Raw genomic sequence first — 16,897 nt, forward strand, 5'->3', positions numbered from 1 at the left:
CACATCACCGTTTTTCACCGTTTTTTTTGGGGGGGGTAAGTCGTTGGGTAGCCGTTGGGTCTGACGAACTCGCGCACTGCACAACCGGGCATTAAAGGGGCGGTCATCAGAAATGCAGTGTGAGGCGCTGCTCGATTAGTCGGCATGAAGGTACTTAGCTTGAGGGGGTCCTGGGTTGATTCCGGTCGATTCACCTCAACTCATGTACGCGCTGCTGGCTTTCAGTTTCACATATCGATGAGTTATTCACTTATGGCCATGCTGGAGCGCATCGATAGGTGAATCATGCATCGATAAGTGAGCGCAGCGCTAGAAAATAGCTGGCAGACGGGCCTGGTCAGTCCACTGTGGGGTCGCAACAGTAGAGGGCGGGAGAAAACTTTTCCTGTCCCCGCCCTCTATAAAGAACTCTACGAAGCCCTGGCTTTCGATTTCTTCAGCATGATCATCGGCAGAATCAACAGGACTAGCCCACCGATAAGCGCTACTCCACCGAATAGCCACACCAGTCCGGCGTGTTGAACAGTGGGGCAAAAATTATCACGCCGAGTAGCGCGAAGAATCCCCACTGCGCCAGGTACATGCCTACGGAATAGGACCACATCGTTCGCGCGCGCTGGCGCACCTTGGCATCGAAATCCATTGTGAATGGCAGGGCACCGAAGACTGCCGCGATGAGAATGGTCGCGTAGTCGCCGAAATGCTCGCTGAACTGGATTATTCCCAAAGCGTTGGGGCCTAGCAGCAAGCCGAGCAAGCCCGCAGTAATCGGTGCGGGGATGAGAAGCTTTTGGAACCAGGGGATGAACCGTCGCATCAAAAAACCACCTACCCAGTTCATTCTGGGAGGTGGTTTTGGTTGAGGTCAGACGGTTTTACTGTCGGCCATTCTTAATGCGCGACCAAGCCGCTGCGATAACCACGCCAGCGCATGCGATGGCGAGGTAGGCCCACACGTGATCACCGCTGGTCTGAATGGTCTTTGGCGGAGCAGGAGTGTTCTCCGCAGTCAGCACACTTTCTGTGTCACGGCCGGAGGTGATGTCATCGATCCAGTCAGCAGTGCCAGCGAGGGTAGTGATAGCTGCGCTGGGGGAGGGCAGGTCAGGGTCGCCATTGGAGGTTCCGGCGGTAGCGAGACCAGCGAGCTTTCCGTCGACGAAGAATGGGCCACCGGAGTCGCCTCCCTGCATACCCGCGCCGGAAACGGAATGTGCGTCCAGGATGGCGCTTTGAATCATTGGCATCATGGCAGCGTCGGCTGGGATACTTTCTATCCCTGCCGGGATCGACTCGGTTTTGGAGTCATCTGGCATGGCAGCTCCTGGTTGCATCTCCATTGATTCCATAGCGTCACCCGGAACAGCGCCGCCCGGAATAGCCTCACCCGGAACAGCTTCGCCTGGAGTAGCGTCACCCGGAACAGCACCACCAGGCGCAGCCTCACCTGGGGTTCCTTCAGTGGGGCCTCCTCCCAGCAGCTCATTGACGACCATCTTGGTCATCGGAAGCTGCCCGGATCGTGCCATGGACGAGCTGCTGCTCCAGCCGTAGAGAGTTCCCGTCTGTCCAGGTGTGGGGATATCGCGGGAGACCTTCGCCGGGGTTGCGTCGGTGACCTTTTCGGTCAGGTGAAGCAATCCCGCATCAGACATTGGAGAAAGCGCCCAAGAATCGGCATCGTAGACCTTTCCACCGATGCGGGCCTGGGTCCCTTCGTTGTTCACAGACTCCAGGCAGTGGCGTGCGGTGAGCACCCACTGGTCGGCAACCAGCGTGCCGGTGCAGTCACCGAAATTACCGATTTTGCCAATCTTTAGCGCGGCCACAGAACTGCTTTCAGCATTGGCGGGTGCGGGTTCGCCGTTTTCCAATGCAAGAGCTGGAGTCGCAGATAGAAGCAGGGTGCTGCTAACAATTGCTGCGATGGAAAAAGATGTTTTCTTCACGGTTATTTCCCTTTCCCAGAAGGAACAATGCCCTTGATTGCGGTGGCAACGAGTTTTTCGGCAGGGCCCTGTCCGACAAATTTCTTCCAGAGGCTAGCGATGACGAGGAAGAATACGATGAAACCTGCTGCAGACAACGTGGAATGCAATGCAACATTCTGCTGCCAATAAAACGCGGTGAGAACGTGCAGGATGTAGATTGTCAGCGACATTGTTCCCATAGCCGCGAATGGGTAAACCACAGCTGGGAAGCGATCGCCTATGAAAAGGCACAAGTGCAGGACAATGGCGGCAACTGCGACGGAGAGAATGATTTCTCCGAAGACGCCAGTGTGTCCGGTAAAACGGAGCCAGCCAGCAATCTCGGGATCAAATCGGAAGTACATGCCGACGGCCGTGATGACAGCACTGACAGCGGTGACAATCCAGCTCAACCGAGCATTGGCGCTGTTCTCAGAGGTGGAAGTGTCTTGCAGGCGACGGCGTAGGTAGACGTCGTAAAGCAGCATGCCGCCGATGAAATATGCGATCCACGCGAGTAGCGGATAGATCTGCGGCAGCGTCATAGGCGCGTACTTAATTGTGGCGGCGATGGTGGCGGCGATGAAGAAGCCGACTCGCCACCAGGTTCCGAGCGCTGGCATCCAGGAAACCAGCATCATTACCAGGCCCATGATGACGAGGACCACCTGAATTTCTCCACCCACCGGCAATAGTGCCAGGCCGATGAGAATGATTAGGGCGCCGCGAGTGATCAAGCGCAAGAAGGTAGTGCTGCTGTAATTGCGGCCGATGATCATCATTGTGGCGCCGGCGATAATGGCGAACAGTGATGAGGGTAGGCCAGAGAGCACAACCTTTGTGCTCCAAAGTAGTGAGGCCATATGGACAATGATCATGCCGATGATGGCGAGTGAGCGCGCTATATCGAGCCCCACAATTCGGGTAGGTTTATTCACCCCGGATTTCTCCTTTACTACAACTTATAGGGAGGTGCTCTTTGGTAAAAAGCACTCTCTACAAACGGCGTATTGAAAACGACTTTCTAGTTGTAGCAACCGAACCTGACAATACATTAAGTGACTATGTGTAAATCATGGTGTTTCGTCTGTGTTTTTACTGGGAAACTAGCGCGCTCAAAAAGCTAAGAGGCAGGCGTAACCTGGTGGCATGACATCGATGCTGACGAGTTTCACCTGGGCAGAGGTGCCAGGCGTCTTCCTCGCGTACCTATTAATCATTGCCATCCCCACCGCTCTCGCATGGGTGGGTGCCGCATGGTTGGCCAAAAAATACGGCGAGCGTATCGCATTTGGGCACACGATTTTCGTCTTTGTCGCAGCATTCCTAATCTGCTTTTGTACGCTCGCGTGGACGCTCGAGGGCGAATACGACTACTCGCCATGGCAGGTTTTCTGCAGTGGCTTCGCGATGGTCATCCTTACTGCCTCTGCCATGATGCGCGTGCCCGCCCCAACTCTGAACCTTCTGCCCACGTGGTGGGCAGCGGTCGCCGGCTATGCCCTGTGCTGGAGCATCATCGCCGGCACTGACGACACCACCGGGCTCTGGGCAGTCGGCCTGATGTTCCTGCTCCTCGGTCTCATCGCAGGCGTCGGCGCAGTCGTGTGGCTTACGCTGGCGATAAGGCGGCTTTTGTTGGATTCTGCCGCTTAGGGATTCTTAGTGGAACGGAGTTCGACAGCTAACTCGTCGATACGGCGCTCGAGGTCATCGCGAATCAGGTCCATGCGTTCTTTTCCGTCGATGCCTCGTTTTGAGGGCTCGTCAGTAAGCCAACGCTCGAGTGAGCCTTGAGCGTCCGAGGGGAGCTCTACATGAGCGGCATCGCCGATGATGACAACACGATCTGCAGTCCGGAGAATCGTGGGGGCAATGGGCTTTGGTGATGCACTGTCCATAGAGGCGCCGATTTCTGCAACTGATTTGGCTGCAAGCGCATTGGTAGTAGTTTTGGGGTTCGTTCCTGCTGAAAGGGCGATGAACTGCGTGGCATATTTTGCACGCGCAATGGCCTCGGCCATCTGGGATTTACCGGCATTTGCCACGCAGATGAAAAGTACCTTCGGGATTTCCTTCATTTCAGAATCCTTTTTCTATAGTTTGTCCGGTACGGAAAGGTCATTAGGGAAAAGGCGCGGCCCGAGCCAGCGGGTGACGTAGACAAGTGCAACGAGTACGGGTACTTCAATAAGTGGTCCAATCGTTCCCGCAAGTGCTTGCTGGGACAATGGGCCGAAGGTGCCAATCGCAACCGCAATTGCCAACTCGAAGTTATTTCCGGCGGCCGTAAAGGCAATCGATGCGGAGGTTGCGTAGTTCATGCCCGCGGCCTTGGCCGAAGTGAGAGCGATCGCGAACATGGCGAGGAAGTAGATCACTAGTGGTAGTGCCACTTTCGCAACGGTCCAGGGATTCTCAAGAATCTGCTGTGACTGAAGCGCAAAGAGCAACACGATTGTGTATAGAAGGCCGGCAAGTGCCAATGGTGAGATTTTGGGCAAGTACTCATTTTCATACCAGTCGCGACCACGGGTGCGTTCACCAATTATGCGTGATGCCGCGCCAGCCAGAAGCGGAATACCGAGGAATACCACTACAGATAGTGCGATTGCCCAAAAAGAAAAGGTGGCGGAAGTGGTTTCCAGTCCCAACCAGGAGGGCAGAATCTGCAGGTAGAACCACCCTAGAGCGCCGAACATGAAAATTTGAAATAGCGAGTTGACGGCCACCAATACGGCAGCGACTTCAGTATCGCCGCAAGATAGGTCGTTCCAGACCAAAACCATTGCAATGCAGCGGGCGAGACCGACGATGATCACGCCAGTGCGCAGTTCTGGACTATCACTGAGGAATATCCAGGCAAGGGTGAACATCAGTGCGGGGCCGAGAATCCAATTGAGGAAGACTGTGATGCCCATCAGCTTCCTTGATGTCAAAATTTTGCCCGTTTTGTCGTATCGAACCTTTGCGAGCGGTGGGTACATCATGACCAGCAATCCGATGGCGATTGGTACGGAAATTGTCGTAATTTTTGCCTCTGCCAGCCAGTTCACAAGTGACGGTGCAATTTTGCCCAGAATGAGGCCAATTGCCATTGCAGCTGCAATCCATAGCGGCAAGAAGCGGTCTAGGAAGCTGAGTGACTTTGTAGTCTGTGTCATAGTTTCCGGTGTAATCAATATATCGATGATTGTCAATATATTTAGAGGGGAGGCCGTGTAGCCTCAACGGGTATGGACGAAATCTCAGAATGCTGTGCACTTGGCGGTCGGCCTCTCGACGCGGCGGAAGCGCAGGCTGCGGCAACGCTCTTCAAAGCGCTGGCGCAACCGGCGCGCCTGCAAATTTTGTCTCAGCTCGCTGCCGCTGGCTGTAGTCCGATGACCGTAGGGGAGCTGGCCGCTGTTTCTGGGCTTAGTCAGCCGACGGTGTCGCATCATTTAAAGACCATGGCGGATGCCGGGCTGCTAACTAGGTCTAAGAGTGGACGGGTGGTAACCCATGAGGTACGCCCTGAGGTATTTGCTGAGCTGCGACGTATCCTGGATATCGGTCACGCGGACGGGAGATAGTGAGCCGCTCGTCGCAAATTGCGATAGGTTGGAAAACCCTGTTTACCCGCCCAGGCGCTTGACGACGGCGTCGTGAAGCACCCCATTCGTCGCAACTGCGTCCCCGCCGTGCGGCCCGTCGACTCCCACTAGGGAAGTGAAGTGGCCGCCAGCTTCCTCCACCAGGATCGCAAGCGCTGCCAGGTCCCACAGGGAAACCTCCGGCTCTGCGGCGACATCGACCGCACCCTCGGCTACCAGGCAGTAGGAGAAGAAGTCGCCATAGCCACGCAGGCGCCAGGCATCATCGGTGAGACCGATGAAGTTGTCGCGCAGGTCGCGCTCGGCCCAGCCGGTGAGCGAAGAGTTGGAAATTGAGCAGTCCGCGATGTCTGCCACCTTCGAGACCTCAATGCGGCGCTGAGCGGCTTCCCGGCCACCGACGTGGGTGCGCTTGAATGCGCCGTCGCCCTTGGATGCCCACCAGCGACGGCCCAGTGCTGGGGCAGAGACTACGCCGACAACCGGCTTGCCGTCCTCCAGCAGGGCAATCAAGGTGGCCCAGACCGGGACATTGCGCACGAAGTTCTTAGTGCCGTCGATGGGGTCGATGACCCACTGGCGCCCCTCAAACACAGCTTCGCCGCCGAATTCTTCGCCGAGAACTTCATCGCTCGGGCGCTTGTCCGACAGAATCTCGCGGAGCAGCTTCTCGCACGCGATATCGGCATCGGAGACCGGAGTCAGGTCGGGCTTGGACTCGACGATTAGATTGGCCGCCTCGAAGCGGGACATCGTGAGGTCGTCGGCTGCGTCGGCAAGCGAGAGTGCGAGGGCGAGATCTTCGGAGTAAGAGGTGGTCATGGCCGAAATTCTAGCGCAGAACCTCACTCAGCTCTGCGACCTGGCCACTCGAGCCCGCAAGCTTCCAGCGCCCCACCGACGTACATTCGCCGCCTGCGCCCGAGATAAGCGCATACCCAGGCAGCCAGTCCCAGGCTGCGACGTCGCGCTGGAACCATACGCCGATGCGGCCGTCGGCAACGCCTGCCATATCCACCGACGCTGAGCCCAGCATGCGCCAGGTAGCGCTGCGGGACACCGCATCCAGCCAGGACTTTGTAGCCGTGGCCTCGGATTCCTCGCTCGAGCTCACCACCGTGGTGTGGAGGTAGGTCGCTGCGCAGACTTCCGAGAGGGGGCGGTCAGTGACCCGGAGGTCATCAACAGTGCCATCGAGGTTGATGCGAGTGGTCGGGAGATTGGGGCCACCAATCCAGCTCTCGCCCGTTGCCGGGCGGTGCACCGCGCCGAGGACGACCTCATCCGGATTGTTCGCATCGCCCATAACCAGCGCCAATGCGCTGCACCAGTAGTCCGAACCAGTGGTGAAGTTGTAGGTGCCATCGACAGGATCGATCACCCACGTGCGACCAGACTGGGACTCCTTCGCTGACCCTTCCTCGCCAAGAATGCCGTCCTCCGGGCGGAGCGCGGCCAAAGCCTCGACGACGAATTTCTCCGCTGCGCGGTCGGCCGCGGTGACGACGTCGGAAATCGATGTCTTGTACTCCGTGACCAGGCCTTCGTCGCGCGTACGAGCGGCAATGGTAGCGGCACGCTTCACGATGGCAACCGCAACACTGGTATCCGATGCCACAATCGACTCGGATACTTGGGAGAGGAAGAGTTCTAGGTCTTGACTGGAATCTTGGCTGGCGGTGGATTCAGACATACGTCCTATTGTGCACCGAAACAGGCGGTATAGCTAAGGTAGTACCCGTGAACCCGGATCTGAATGCTGACCTCAAAGAACTCGACGCGACGCTGACCACCATTGAGAAGGTGGTTGATGTCGACGAGCTTTCCGACCGGATCAGGGAGTTGGAAGCCCAGGCCGCCGACCCGTCGCTGTGGGACGACCCCGACCACGCGCAGCAGGTCACCAGCGCACTATCGCAGGCACAGGCGAAGAAGAAAAAGATCGACTCGCTGCGCGGGCGCCTCGACGATCTCTCCGTGATGTACGAACTCGCGGAAGAGGAGGGCGACCCCGACGCCGTCGAGATGGCCGATGCCGAACGCGCTGAGCTGCGTGCCGACATCGAATCCCTCGAGGTCACGACTATGCTTTCGGGGCCTTACGACGAGCGTGAGGCGGTCATCAACATCCGCTCTGGTGCCGGTGGCGTGGATGCCGCTGACTGGGCCGAGATGCTCATGCGCATGTACCTGCGCTGGGCCGACAAGCACGGGCATAAGGTCGAGGTTTACGACACATCCTACGCCGAAGAGGCCGGTATTAAGTCCGCTACTTTCGTCGTCCATGGCGAGTACATGTACGGCACCCTCTCGGTCGAACAGGGCGCGCACCGTCTGGTTCGTATTAGTCCTTTCGACAACCAGGGGCGCCGCCAAACTTCCTTCGCTGAGGTCGAGGTGCTGCCGGTTGTGGAGGAAACGGATCACATCGACATCCCCGAGTCAGATTTGCGTATCGACGTCTACCGCTCCTCCGGCCCAGGTGGGCAGTCGGTGAACACCACGGACTCCGCGGTCCGGCTTACGCACGTCCCGACCGGCATCGTGGTGACTTGCCAGAACGAGAAGTCCCAGCACCAGAACAAGGCATCTGCCATGCGAGTTCTGCAGGCGAAGTTGCTGGAGAAGAAGCGCCAGGAAGAGCGCGCGGAGCTGGATGCTCTCGGCGCAGGCGGCAATGCCTCGTGGGGTAACCAGATGCGCTCCTATGTGCTGCACCCGTACCAGATGGTCAAGGATCTGCGTACCGAATACGAAGTCAACAACCCACAGTCGGTCCTCGACGGTGACCTAGACGGTTTCATCGAGGCCGGTATTCGCTGGCGCATGGCTCAGCAGTCCGAAGGCGAGTAGCGCTAGAAGGGCGGTTCGTCTTCGGGCGCTTCCGGTGCCTCGGGTGTTTCCGGTGTGGTGGGTTCGTCGGCTTCTCCGTTTCTCTCGTTTTTGTTCATTCCCAGTTCTTCGCGAGCCTGATTTGTCAGCTCCTGTGATTCGCGGAGGTTTTCCAACCTCTGCTCGTTGTACTCCTTGAGTGTCTGTGCTTTCTTTGTCTTGCGCAGGTCGAAAGAGTAGCGACCGTGGCCGGCGAGCGGCCCCGACTCTGTGCTGATAAGGGCAGCTCTTTCGGTGCTTTGATCAGTGGCGGAGGTCCAGTACTCCACGCCGTCGATATCGCGCACGACATTCCAAAGACCGGCCGTTTTTAGATTGTGGTGGCGGCGGCATAGGCAATGGAGGTTGGGCGTTTCGGTTTGGCCACCTTCTTCGGGATTCTCGTGGTTATACGGCTGAATGTGGTCGATGTCGCACTTCGTCGCATCGACATCGCATCCGGGAAAGCGGCAGGTGCCGTCTCTACCTTGGACGTAAGTACGCTGTCGCTCTGTTGGCGAGTACTTTTCCGTTTTCTCATCCGCTAGTAGCCGGATGCTAGTGACTCGATCGAGCCAGGATTCAGTGGCGATTTTGTTGATCCACCCCAGACCGCCGATCCATGCCTCCTGCGGCTTGTCTTGAGTAAGTGGGCAGTACAGATTCAATGTGGCGGTGACCTGAGCAGTCCCGTGCAGAAGGTGTGAAAAAGCCTCGACGAAGTCGCAGTCCTGATCAGCGGCAATTTCTTCCAAGACTTTCTGAAACTCAATTGCCCGCTCAGGCATCAGTTCCATGGTGACTTCAGTGAGGTTGTCCTTTAACTCGAACTTTATAGATTCGCCAGCTTTTTGCTCGATGCCTTTTTGAAACGAAGTAATCGGCGGGTCGTACTCATTTTTAGGGCGCAATAGCGGGCTGACTTCATTAATAAATCGCTGAATATTCTGTTGAAGACTCCGAACTCCGCGAAGAACTTCACCATTGACTCTCGGCGTGATCAGTTCGAGGAGATGGTCTTCGAAATATTTCACAGTAGAGGCGTCATCCAAGGGGAGGATGGCTGTGGCAATGACCCGCATGTGGGGAAGCGGTAGCTGTGCGCGTTTGAGCAGAAGCTCTTTCAACCGCGGGAGCCGCTCTAGCTGCATCCCGATATCGATGTACTGGAGTGTTCTCCCGCGCGACATGCCAAGAGCTGGAGCGATTTTGGCGATGTAATCTTCGACATCTTTTGTTGAAGAAGACGGAACACAAGCAAGGGCAAGCTGCAGATCAGCTCGATTACGGTCAATTCCAAGACGTGCTGGTGCTGTTTGAGAAATCTCATGGTGAAAGCGTGGCGCTGTTGCTTCCATCGCCGCAGCGTAAGTGCGTTTCCGTGGTATATGTTCCCCGCTGGCCATTGATGAATCCCCCTGAAAGATAAGGCCTGGACGTTGAAATGTTGAAATAAGGAAGAGGTAGTGAAAATATTTTCGACTAACTCTGAGCGTCAATTTTCCGAGCTTTAAGCAGCTCGGCGACGTTATTTGGTGTTTTTAATCCTCGCGTTTAATCTTTCATCGCTCATTTTAATCGAACAGGTAAGCGAAGTAAAGGGTGATTGAAAGATTTTGGGGAAAATAGTTTCGAATACTGTCGTAGTGTGCACTTCCGTGTGGTCGCGCGCTCTGGGGGGGGGCAACGCCTCCCGGTCCCGCAGCCTCGCTACTCCAGCGCCCAATTCAACGCATTCCAGAGTGACTTGAGTGGCTTAAGTGATTAGAGTGTCTACTTATGATCACTTTCGACGGGGTTACCAAGTCCTATTCGACTTCTAGCCGACCAGCTCTCGACGACGTTTCAGTCCACATAGATAAAGGTGAGTTTGTCTTTCTCATTGGACCGTCGGGCTCTGGTAAGTCGACCTTCCTGCGCCTTATGGTGCGTGAAGAGAAAGTGGATTCAGGAAAACTGACAGTTGCAGACCAGGATCTAACCAAGATTTCTCGTCGCAACATCCCGAAATTGCGTCAAAAGGTGGGGTACGTCTTCCAGGACTTCCGCCTGCTGCCAAAGAAGACGGTGTACGAAAATGTCGCGTTCGCATTGCAGGTAATTGGCAAGCCGAAGGCGAAAATCGACAAGGCAGTTCCGGAAACGCTCGAAATGGTCGGGCTCTCGGGCAAGGAAAACCGCTACCCGCATGAGTTGTCGGGTGGTGAGCAGCAGCGCGTCGCCATCGCTCGCGCCTTCGTCAACCGCCCGCTCATCTTGCTTGCCGACGAGCCCACCGGCAACCTGGACCCAAGCACCTCCGGTGACATCATGCTCTTGCTTGACCGCATCAATCGCATGGGCACGACCGTTATTGTGTCGACTCACGACAACGATGCCGTGGACTCCATGCGTCGCCGCGTGCTGGAGCTGGAGCTTGGGCGTCTCGTGCGTGACGACGCCACGGGTGTTTACGGCCTGAACAATTAGCAGACAGTCCATCGGTAGAAGAACTCATTCGAAAGGTATTACTGACCTATGAAGACTCGCTTTGTCCTCGGTGAGGCTTTCTCCTCCTTGGGCCGAAACATCACGATGACCATCGCGATGATTATTACGACTGCGGTGTCGTTGGCGCTGCTTGCGACGGGCATCCTGGTTACTGAGCAGACCAGCCGCACGAAGGATCTCTATCTCGATCGAGTAGAAGTGCAGATTGAGCTGAATGAACAAATCTCAGCCGAAGACCAAACTTGCTCCTCGCCGGAGTGCGCTGACGTCGTCGGCAAGCTTGAAGAGGCTGACGGCATTGATTCGGTGACCTTCCGAAATCGTCAGCAAAACTTTGACCACTTCGTGGAGATGTTCAAGGACAGTGACCCCGTGCTCGTGGAAAATGCGACGCCGGAGTCGCTGCCGGCTGTCGTGATGGTGCGTTTGAGCGATCCGACCGATGTCAGCCCGCTCGATCCGATTCGGGAGCTGCCACAGGTCGACCACGTTACTGACCAGCATGAAGAGATCGGTACTGCAGCTCAGAACTTGGATTCGGTGCGAAATGCGACCTTCCTGCTGGCTGCGGTGCAGGCCGTTGCCGCTGTGTTCCTGATTGCGAACATGGTGCAGATTGCGGCGTTCTCGCGTCGTAAGGAAGTTGAGATTATGCGCATGGTCGGTGCCAGCCGTTGGTTCACGCAGGCGCCGTTCGTCCTCGAGGCTGTGATTGCGTCGCTGATTGGTGGTGTGCTGGCCATTGGTGCGCTGTTCCTGGGCAAGGCGACGGTCATCGATCCGGCGCTGAGTAACCTGTACAAGGCACAGCTCCTGGCGCCGCTGACCAACGGCGATATCGGTGTGGTGGCGCCGATCGTGGTCGTTATTGGCATGGTCTTCGCTGGGCTTGTTGCGCAGGTCACGCTGCGTCTTTACTCACGCGACTAGGGTTGCAAAAAGGTTAGCTATTAGGCCCCGCGGTTAAACCCGGCGAATAGGGTCGTCGCGCCCTGCCGGGTAAACTGTGGACTATGAATAATGACGACGTCCAGCGCCCACCGAAGCTCGACAAGAAGGCTTATGAGGCCGAGCTTAAAAAGCTCCAGGCAGAGCTCGTCGAAATGCAGCAGTGGGTAGTAGAAACCGGTGCCCGAATTGTCATCGTGATGGAGGGGCGTGACGCTGCCGGCAAGGGGTCGGCCATTAAGCGCATCACGCAGTACCTGAACCCCCGTACCTGCCGTGTTGAGGCTCTGCCGGCCCCAACTAGCCGTGAGCAGGGTCAGTGGTACTTCCAGCGGTACGTCGAAAAGCTGCCGACTGCTGGTGAAATCGTGATTTTCGACCGCTCCTGGTACAACCGTGCCGGCGTTGAGCGGGTCATGGGCTTCTGCACCTCCCAGGAGTACCGTCGCTTCTTGCATCAGGCGCCGATTTTTGAGCGTCTGCTGGTCGAAGATGGCATTATCCTGCGTAAGTACTGGTTCTCTGTGTCGGACGAGGAGCAGGTTGCCCGCTTCAAGTCCCGCCGTGAGGATCCGCTGCGCCGCTGGAAGCTCTCGCCGATGGATTTGGAGTCCATCACCCGCTGGGAGGATTACTCCCGTGCAAAGGATGAGATGTTCATCCACACCGATATCCCGTCCGCACCGTGGTTCACGGTTGAGTCTGAGGATAAGAAGCGTTCGCGTATCAATGTCATCAACCACCTGTTGACGACCATTCCGTACGAGCGCATTCACCGCGATGTTCCGGAAATCCCGGAGCGTCCGGAGTCGGAGGGAAGCTACGAGCGTCCGCCGCGCACGGAGTTCCGCTATGTGCCGGACGTTGCCGCCAATCTCGAGGCTGACCGCGTAAAGGGCGCAGGCAAGTCCGATAAGAAGGGCAAGAAGCACAAGAAGGGCAAAAAGGACAAGAAGAGCAAGAAGAAGTAGCTCCTTAGTCTCAGTGAGGTTCTGGTCGTCAGAACCTTCGCAGCAGAACCTTCCCGTCAGAACCTTTCCCTGGTTAGTTATCTGTGTCACACTGGGTGACATGACTGCTACTGATAACGGTTCTGGCACTGCACGCACCGAGGTCGATGAGCCGAAGGTGCTGCGAGAAGTCCACGGGCGATCTGGTCACCTTCGGCTGAATAGGCCGAAGGCACTTAATTCGCTCGATTTGGATATGGTCACCGAGGTCGTCGAGGGGCTCCGCGCATGGCGTGACGACGACTCGGTGGACCACATTGTTGTTTCATCCGGTCACCCCAAGGCGTTTTGTGCCGGTGGTGATGTGCGCGCAGTTCGGCAGGCTGTGCTCGATGGCGTTCCGGAGCAGGGGGAGGAGTTTTTCCGGGATGAGTACGAGATGAACGCGATGATTGCGGAATTCGCGCAGTCCAAGCCATATATCGCGATTATTGATGGCATCGCTATGGGCGGTGGCCTTGGTGTTTCCATGCACGGCTCCCACCGAATCGTGACCGAGCGTGCCAGCGCTTCCATGCCAGAAATGGCAATCGGCTTTATTCCCGACGTTGGCATTACCCACTTTTCGCAGCATGTGAACACGCGGTTAGGAGGGCCCTCGTCGGCAATCGCGAGGTTTACCGGGCTGACCGGTTACCGCCTAACTGCGGCGGACATGCTGTGGTCTGGATGGGCGACACATGCGGTGCCATCCGCGCAGCTGGACGAGTTTGTTGCGGCTCTGGACCGCGATGGAATTGATTCGGCGCTCGCGGAGTATGCGCTCGATGTGGACTCAGCTGAGGCTCGTGATCTGCTCGGGGATCCGCAGTTGGCCGAGTGGAGCGACTGCATTGAGGCTTGCTTTGGGGCTGATACCTGGGCGGAGATTGAGCGAGCTCTCAACGAAGCCGCTGAGGCGGGCTCTTGTGCATCGTCAACAGTGGAGACTTTTCGCGACCTGCTGGCACCCGCCAACCCGGAAAGTCTCGTAGCGGCCGTGGAACTCTATGCGGCTAACTCGGCCCACGAGGTCACCTTGCAGGAGGCGCTAGACCGGGAGATGAAGCTTGGCGCTTACATGCGTCAGCACCCCAATTTTGCCGAGGGCGTGCGGGCAGTGTTGGTGGATAAGGACCGCGACGCCGCCTTTAAGCCCGCTACCGTGCAGGAAGTTGATGTCGAAGAGATTCGACAGCACCTTCGTTAGCTGGCTATGCGTTAGACAAAGCTGTGGCGGCCAGTCGTCGGCGCGAAATCATCGGCAATCATGGCCGCCAATTCGAGATAACTCTGGGTGGTGGCGGGCTGGAGATTGTCCAGCTCGATATTGGCACCATTCGCGATATGCGGATCGTAGGGGATGACCTGTACTGCGCGGCAGCGCTGGGCAAATAACTCGTGCACGGTCTCTGTGGACAGTCCCTGTTTATTTAGCTCGTTGACCACCACGACAGTGGTAGAGACCAGCCGTTCGAAGCCGTGCGCTGAAAGCCAGTCCAATGTCGTCCAGGCGCTTTTCACGCCGTCCAGTGCAGGCGTGGTGACCAGCACCAGGCAATTGGCCGCAGAAAGAATCGAAGCGGCGATGGGCTGCGTCAGGCCGGTACCGCAATCAGTCAGGCTCACATTGTAATGACGCCGAAGGATGTCGAGGGCTGCGCAGTATTCACCGTCGGAAAGCGCGATCGTCGATGTCGGGTTTTGGTCGCTGCCGACAACCTCCAGGCGCGATGGAGTGTGAGATGTGTATGCGCGGACCTGCGCATATTTGTCCGTATCCGGGGCTCGGAGCAGATCGCGAATTGATGCGGGATTGGCCGCGGTGACGCGTGCGCCGAGGGTGCCAAAGTCCGGATTCGCGTCGATTGCGACGATTCGGTCACTGCGCAGGCTTGCAAGCGTGGCGCCCAGGCACATGGTTGTCGACGTCTTGCCAACGCCGCCCTTCACGCTGACAACAGCGATGTTGTAGTCACCGTAGATAGGCTGTCGCACCCGCTCTATCAGCTCGCGTTGCTTGCGTGCCGACGATGATTCCCGCGGTGAAATTGCGCCCCAGGTGGCCTTATGAACCCAGCTGCGCCAGCCCGACTGTGGTGCCTGCCGCGAGTTCAGGCTAGCGGCCAAGTCTGAGACGGAAACTGCGTGATTGACTGCGTGTTTGGTGGAAGCCATAGACTTCATCCCCTCCCCAAAAATCCCCAAAGTATGTCCCCGCCGTCGTTTTTACCACGCAGCCAGGACGACGGCGACTCCAAAGAAGGCATCGAGAATTCCGACCTGTTTCGGAGTCCACGGCCGAGCGCGGCGAGCGCCGGAGATTGGCATGGTAAAAGACCTGATGAGAAGCCCAATTGCGACGATGGGCACACCGATGCTGATGAGGTTCCGGTCGTGGAGGAGGAGCCACCCGATGATGGCCACGGCGGTAATGAGAACGTGATACGTGACCGAGCCAATGAGCCACTGGCGGTTGCCGCGCTTGCGAATCATAGTTTTTACATAGGGCACGGTGCCGACGAAATATCCAGCGTAGATAGCCGCAATTGCCCAAGCTTTCGGGGTTGGTCCGGCGATGATAGGCACCATGAGGCTAGCGGCCAGAACGGTGGAGACACCAGAGAGAAGTGAGCGCGGTCGGCGGCGGTAGGTCTCCCAAATAGCGATAGCGGCAAGAGGGGCAATGAGGGCGACCCAGGTGAGGAGGGAAACGTCGGCAAGCAGTGTGATGCAGCCGGCGACGGCAGTGAGCGCGGTGTACGTGGCGGCGGGTGCGAGGTGGCGGCGTTGGCGACGAGAGCGGAGCCAGACGCTCACGGCGAAGAATGCGAAGTAGCCGAGCAGCCAGGTCGCGGTGACGGCAAGGCCTGTCCATGTGGGGGTGAGGGCGAGAGCGGTCAGCGGGGGAATGGTGACCATGAACCAGGCGCCGTGCTGGTCCGGAACCCAGCCAGCGGAGCGCTTGTGATGGGAGCGGCGGGCGGGGCGGGGAGGACGTGGTTGGCGGGGCTTTTGGCTCATACTACGCATTGTAGATGCGTAATTATGTCGAGGCTGTATTAGAACCTCATATTGAAACCTCATTGAATAAAATGCACATGCGCGCAAGGCGACAGTGCTAACGTTGAACTCGCATTCTCAGGGCGAGGTGAAATTCCTCACCGGTGGTGATGCTGCGGCTGACGCAGACAAGTCCACGAGCGCCCTACCTGTGGCCAGAAGGGTCGTCAGGTAGGGGACAAGCAGATTTCGGTTGGAATCCGAAACCGACGGTCATAGTCCGGATGAAAGAGAAGGAGTTGAATAATTCGTGGAATACGTGTCGGATTTTTTGGTGGGTTTCCTCACTGCACAGCTCAGTGTGGCGGGAGCACCAATCTTGATTCGAGAAATTGTCGGTAACCTCTTTGGCCTGGCGTGTGCCTTCCTAGGTATGAAACGGAAGGTATGGGCTTGGCCGGTCGGCATTATCGGAAATGCCTTGCTGTTTACCGTCTTCCTCGGCGGAGTTTTCCACACGCCGCAAAATCTTGATCTCTATGGCCAGGCGGGGCGTCAGGTCATGTTTATCGTCGTCAGTCTCTACGGATGGTTCAGCTGGGTCAAGAGCCGCAATCAGAGCGGTGACGAGGTCGCAATTGAGCCTCGGTGGGCGACGGCATCGGAACGCATTGGGATGATTACCGTGGCTATCTTCGCCACTGTGATTTGTGCCAATATCTTTGAGATGCTGGGCTCGTGGGGGCCATGGGCCGATGCCTGGATTTTCGTCGGTTCGATGTTGGCGACCTGGGGTATGGCCCGCGGGTGGAACGAATTCTGGCTAATTTGGATTGCCGTTGATGCCGTGGGAGTGCCGTTGCTGCTCAAGGGTGGCTACTACCCGTCGGCGGCGCTGTACCTCTTCTACGGATGCTTCGTTATTTGGGGCTTTGTCTCCTGGGTTCGCCTCGAGCACCAGAGCGACAATGACCAGCAGAAGAGCTCCGCGACCGACCAAGTACCGGCTTTGGCAGCAGCCGAGCGGTAG

17 protein-coding genes, 1 pseudogene and 1 riboswitch are annotated in these 16,897 nt (G+C 57.3%); of the genes and pseudogenes, 8 read left to right on the forward strand and 10 right to left on the reverse strand.

Annotation, left to right across the window (positions count from 1 at the left end; all coding sequences use genetic code 11):
- Positions 1-499 precede the first annotated feature (499 nt).
- The 3 genes and pseudogenes from CHU70_RS00015 to CHU70_RS00025 form a co-directional block, all read right to left on the reverse strand.
- Positions 500-841, reverse strand: a pseudogene (locus tag CHU70_RS00015) (sodium:glutamate symporter); the annotation flags it as partial.
- 34 nt (positions 842-875) lie between these two features.
- Positions 876-1,949: a trypsin-like serine protease gene (locus CHU70_RS00020; RefSeq protein WP_070595375.1), complete on the reverse strand. Its 1,074-nt coding sequence runs from the start codon at positions 1,947-1,949 to the stop codon at positions 876-878.
- A 2-nt stretch (positions 1,950-1,951) separates the two neighbouring features.
- On the reverse strand, positions 1,952-2,908 hold the full coding sequence (locus CHU70_RS00025; RefSeq protein ID WP_069359292.1) for a DUF418 domain-containing protein: 957 nt from the start codon (positions 2,906-2,908) through the stop codon (positions 1,952-1,954).
- 211 nt (positions 2,909-3,119) lie between these two features.
- On the opposite strand from CHU70_RS00025, the gene CHU70_RS00030 reads away from it, so the two are divergent.
- A complete protein-coding gene (locus CHU70_RS00030) occupies positions 3,120-3,626 on the forward strand; it encodes a hypothetical protein (protein WP_048733884.1) in 507 nt (168 codons plus the stop codon).
- Here the strand turns inward: CHU70_RS00030 and CHU70_RS00035 are convergent.
- Both CHU70_RS00035 and arsB read right to left on the reverse strand, forming a co-directional pair.
- A complete protein-coding gene (locus tag CHU70_RS00035) occupies positions 3,623-4,051 on the reverse strand; it encodes a low molecular weight phosphatase family protein (protein WP_048733886.1) in 429 nt (142 codons plus the stop codon). The genes CHU70_RS00030 and CHU70_RS00035 overlap by 4 nt on opposite strands.
- 15 nt (positions 4,052-4,066) lie before the next feature.
- Positions 4,067-5,134 carry an ACR3 family arsenite efflux transporter gene (gene arsB, locus CHU70_RS00040; protein WP_049172185.1) on the reverse strand — a complete coding sequence of 356 codons (1,068 nt, stop codon included), beginning with the start codon at positions 5,132-5,134 and terminating at the stop codon, positions 4,067-4,069.
- A gap of 72 nt (positions 5,135-5,206) precedes the next feature.
- Here arsB and CHU70_RS00045 point away from each other — a divergent pair, with 72 nt between their 5' ends.
- Entirely contained in the window at positions 5,207-5,545 is a 339-nt protein-coding gene (locus CHU70_RS00045; RefSeq protein WP_016423238.1) for a helix-turn-helix transcriptional regulator, read from the forward strand.
- A 42-nt stretch (positions 5,546-5,587) separates the two neighbouring features.
- On the opposite strand, the gene hisN is transcribed toward CHU70_RS00045, so the two are convergent.
- Together hisN and CHU70_RS00055 are read right to left on the reverse strand one after the other, a co-directional pair.
- The gene (gene hisN / locus CHU70_RS00050) at positions 5,588-6,388 is read right to left on the reverse strand and encodes a histidinol-phosphatase (protein WP_049172187.1); all 801 of its coding nucleotides are present in this window, start codon (positions 6,386-6,388) and stop codon (positions 5,588-5,590) included.
- Positions 6,389-6,398: 10 nt separating this feature from the next.
- Positions 6,399-7,259: an inositol monophosphatase gene (locus tag CHU70_RS00055; protein WP_070595377.1), complete on the reverse strand. Its 861-nt coding sequence runs from the start codon at positions 7,257-7,259 to the stop codon at positions 6,399-6,401.
- 47 nt (positions 7,260-7,306) lie between these two features.
- Between CHU70_RS00055 and prfB the strand changes: the two genes are divergently transcribed.
- Complete coding sequence (gene prfB / locus CHU70_RS00060) at positions 7,307-8,419, forward strand: peptide chain release factor 2 (protein ID WP_038626269.1); 1,113 nt, start codon at positions 7,307-7,309, stop codon at positions 8,417-8,419.
- A gap of 2 nt (positions 8,420-8,421) precedes the next feature.
- Here the strand turns inward: prfB and CHU70_RS00065 are convergent, their stop codons facing one another.
- Positions 8,422-9,795, reverse strand: coding sequence for an HNH endonuclease signature motif containing protein (locus CHU70_RS00065; RefSeq protein WP_242451333.1), 1,374 nt, complete (start codon positions 9,793-9,795; stop codon positions 8,422-8,424).
- Positions 9,796-10,216: 421 nt separating this feature from the next.
- On the opposite strand from CHU70_RS00065, the gene ftsE reads away from it, so the two are divergent.
- The 4 genes from ftsE (at position 10,217) to CHU70_RS00085 (ending at position 14,074) form a co-directional block, all read left to right on the forward strand.
- Positions 10,217-10,906 carry a cell division ATP-binding protein FtsE gene (gene ftsE / locus CHU70_RS00070; RefSeq protein ID WP_016423233.1) on the forward strand — a complete coding sequence of 230 codons (690 nt, stop codon included), beginning with the start codon at positions 10,217-10,219 and terminating at the stop codon, positions 10,904-10,906.
- Between the two features lie 48 nt (positions 10,907-10,954).
- Positions 10,955-11,857 carry a permease-like cell division protein FtsX gene (gene ftsX, locus CHU70_RS00075; protein ID WP_016423232.1) on the forward strand — a complete coding sequence of 301 codons (903 nt, stop codon included), beginning with the start codon at positions 10,955-10,957 and terminating at the stop codon, positions 11,855-11,857.
- Positions 11,858-11,940: 83 nt separating this feature from the next.
- Entirely contained in the window at positions 11,941-12,846 is a 906-nt protein-coding gene (gene ppk2 / locus CHU70_RS00080) for a polyphosphate kinase 2 (RefSeq protein WP_049172194.1), read from the forward strand.
- Positions 12,847-12,946: 100 nt separating this feature from the next.
- Positions 12,947-14,074 carry a 3-hydroxyisobutyryl-CoA hydrolase gene (locus CHU70_RS00085; protein WP_070595379.1) on the forward strand — a complete coding sequence of 376 codons (1,128 nt, stop codon included), beginning with the start codon at positions 12,947-12,949 and terminating at the stop codon, positions 14,072-14,074.
- A gap of 11 nt (positions 14,075-14,085) precedes the next feature.
- Here the strand turns inward: CHU70_RS00085 and CHU70_RS00090 are convergent, their stop codons facing one another.
- Both CHU70_RS00090 and CHU70_RS00095 read right to left on the reverse strand, forming a co-directional pair.
- Positions 14,086-15,042, reverse strand: coding sequence for a MinD/ParA family protein (locus CHU70_RS00090; RefSeq protein ID WP_242451334.1), 957 nt, complete (start codon positions 15,040-15,042; stop codon positions 14,086-14,088).
- 51 nt (positions 15,043-15,093) lie between these two features.
- Positions 15,094-15,888 (reverse strand): YwiC-like family protein, encoded by a 795-nt coding sequence (locus CHU70_RS00095; protein ID WP_065419938.1) that lies wholly within the window; start codon positions 15,886-15,888, stop codon positions 15,094-15,096.
- A gap of 109 nt (positions 15,889-15,997) precedes the next feature.
- A riboswitch (FMN riboswitch) is annotated at positions 15,998-16,167 on the forward strand.
- Positions 16,168-16,177: 10 nt separating this feature from the next.
- On the opposite strand from CHU70_RS00095, the gene pnuC reads away from it, so the two are divergent.
- A complete protein-coding gene (gene pnuC, locus CHU70_RS00100; RefSeq protein WP_049192843.1) occupies positions 16,178-16,897 on the forward strand; it encodes a nicotinamide riboside transporter PnuC in 720 nt (239 codons plus the stop codon).

Source organism: Corynebacterium sp. LK10, assembly GCF_008042455.1.
Taxonomy (GTDB): Bacteria; Actinomycetota; Actinomycetes; order Mycobacteriales; family Mycobacteriaceae; genus Corynebacterium; species Corynebacterium jeikeium_D.

Bases quoted from the DNA above. Each gene is read 5' to 3' on its own strand.
- CHU70_RS00030 (WP_048733884.1), top strand. From the start codon at position 3,120: ATGACATCGATGCTGACGAGTTTCACCTGGGCAGAGGTGCCAGGCGTC.
- CHU70_RS00035 (WP_048733886.1), bottom strand. From the start codon at position 4,051: ATGAAGGAAATCCCGAAGGTACTTTTCATCTGCGTGGCAAATGCCGGT.
- arsB (WP_049172185.1), bottom strand. From the start codon at position 5,134: ATGACACAGACTACAAAGTCACTCAGCTTCCTAGACCGCTTCTTGCCG.
- CHU70_RS00045 (WP_016423238.1), top strand. From the start codon at position 5,207: ATGGACGAAATCTCAGAATGCTGTGCACTTGGCGGTCGGCCTCTCGAC.
- hisN (WP_049172187.1), bottom strand. From the start codon at position 6,388: ATGACCACCTCTTACTCCGAAGATCTCGCCCTCGCACTCTCGCTTGCC.
- CHU70_RS00055 (WP_070595377.1), bottom strand. From the start codon at position 7,259: ATGTCTGAATCCACCGCCAGCCAAGATTCCAGTCAAGACCTAGAACTC.
- CHU70_RS00065 (WP_242451333.1), bottom strand. From the start codon at position 9,795: ATGGAAGCAACAGCGCCACGCTTTCACCATGAGATTTCTCAAACAGCA.
- ftsE (WP_016423233.1), top strand. From the start codon at position 10,217: ATGATCACTTTCGACGGGGTTACCAAGTCCTATTCGACTTCTAGCCGA.
- ftsX (WP_016423232.1), top strand. From the start codon at position 10,955: ATGAAGACTCGCTTTGTCCTCGGTGAGGCTTTCTCCTCCTTGGGCCGA.
- ppk2 (WP_049172194.1), top strand. From the start codon at position 11,941: ATGAATAATGACGACGTCCAGCGCCCACCGAAGCTCGACAAGAAGGCT.
- CHU70_RS00085 (WP_070595379.1), top strand. From the start codon at position 12,947: ATGACTGCTACTGATAACGGTTCTGGCACTGCACGCACCGAGGTCGAT.
- CHU70_RS00090 (WP_242451334.1), bottom strand. From the start codon at position 15,042: ATGGCTTCCACCAAACACGCAGTCAATCACGCAGTTTCCGTCTCAGAC.
- CHU70_RS00095 (WP_065419938.1), bottom strand. From the start codon at position 15,888: ATGAGCCAAAAGCCCCGCCAACCACGTCCTCCCCGCCCCGCCCGCCGC.